General features: G+C 57.1%; 2 protein-coding genes and 1 pseudogene. All 3 read left to right on the top strand.

Features of this window, described 5'->3' with window-relative positions; genetic code table 11:
- Positions 1–204: pseudogene (locus tag APH30_RS27275) on the top strand (50S ribosomal protein L5); the annotation flags it as partial.
- Between the two features lie 13 nt (positions 205–217).
- Positions 218–523, top strand: coding sequence for a 30S ribosomal protein S14 (gene rpsN, locus APH30_RS27270; protein WP_009681970.1), 306 nt, complete (start codon positions 218–220; stop codon positions 521–523).
- A 208-nt stretch (positions 524–731) separates the two neighbouring features.
- A partial coding sequence (rpsH, locus tag APH30_RS27265) for a 30S ribosomal protein S8 (RefSeq protein WP_054914258.1) occupies positions 732–1,026 on the top strand: 295 nt, incomplete at its 3' end.

Genomic DNA, 1,026 nt, shown 5'->3' with positions numbered 1-1,026 from the left:
GACTTCCGCGGCCTGAATGCCAAGTCCTTCGATGGCCGTGGCAACTACAGCATGGGCGTGAAAGAGCAGATCATCTTCCCGGAAATCGACTACGACAAGATCGATGCTCTGCGCGGTTTGGACATCACCCTGACCACCACTGCTCGTTCGGACGACGAAGGCCGCGCTCTGCTGCGTGCTTTCAAGTTCCCGTTCCGCAACTGATTGGAGTAGGAAAATGGCCAAGAAGAGCATGAAAAACCGCGAGCTGAAGCGTCAGCTCACGGTAGCCAAGTTCGCTAAGAAGCGTGCTGAACTGAAAGCGACCATCGTCAACGTCAACGCCTCTCCTGAAGAGCGTTTCGCTGCCGTAGTCGCTCTGCAGAAGCAGCCACGCGACGCTAGCGCTTCGCGCCTGCGCAACCGTTGCCGCCTGACCGGTCGTCCTCACGGTGTATACCGTAAGTTCGGCCTGGGCCGTAACATGCTGCGTCAAGCTGCAATGCGCGGTGACGTACCAGGTCTGGTCAAGGCCTCCTGGTAATCGCTGCAGGCAAGATCCCGGCGCAAGGGGAGCAATCTTCCGACCGCCGGTGACCTTGCCATCAAACAAGCCCCTACATGGGGCTTGTTTCGTTTCTACCTTGTGTCTAGAATGACCGGCTCACCTGAGCCTGGGGTTTTCCCCTGCCTGTTCGGGTGGTTGTGATAGCCGCAAGGCTAATAATTCTTGTATCAGGAGCATCTAGCCCATGAGTATGCAGGACCCGTTAGCGGACATGCTAACTCGCATCCGTAATGCCCAGATGGCTGAAAAGTCCGTCGTAAGCATGCCTTCCTCCACCCTGAAGGTCGCGGTTGCCAAAGTTCTGAAAGACGAAGGTTACATCGCTGGCTACCAGGTAACTGGTGAGGCCAAGCCTTCCCTGTCGATCGAACTGAAGTATTTCGAAGGCCGTCCGGTCATCGAAGAACTGAAGCGCTCCAGCCGTCCAGGCCTGCGCCAGTACAAGTCCGTCGCAGAGCTGCCGAAAGTACGTGGCGGTC

Source organism: Pseudomonas sp. NBRC 111127, assembly GCF_001320345.1.
Lineage (GTDB): Bacteria > Pseudomonadota > Gammaproteobacteria > Pseudomonadales > Pseudomonadaceae > Aquipseudomonas > Aquipseudomonas juntendi.
Note: the sequence above shows the minus strand (reverse complement) of the source record. Positions and strands in the feature narration are given on the sequence as shown.

Bases quoted from the DNA above. Each gene is read 5' to 3' on its own strand.
- rpsN (WP_009681970.1), top strand. From the start codon at position 218: ATGGCCAAGAAGAGCATGAAAAACCGCGAGCTGAAGCGTCAGCTCACG.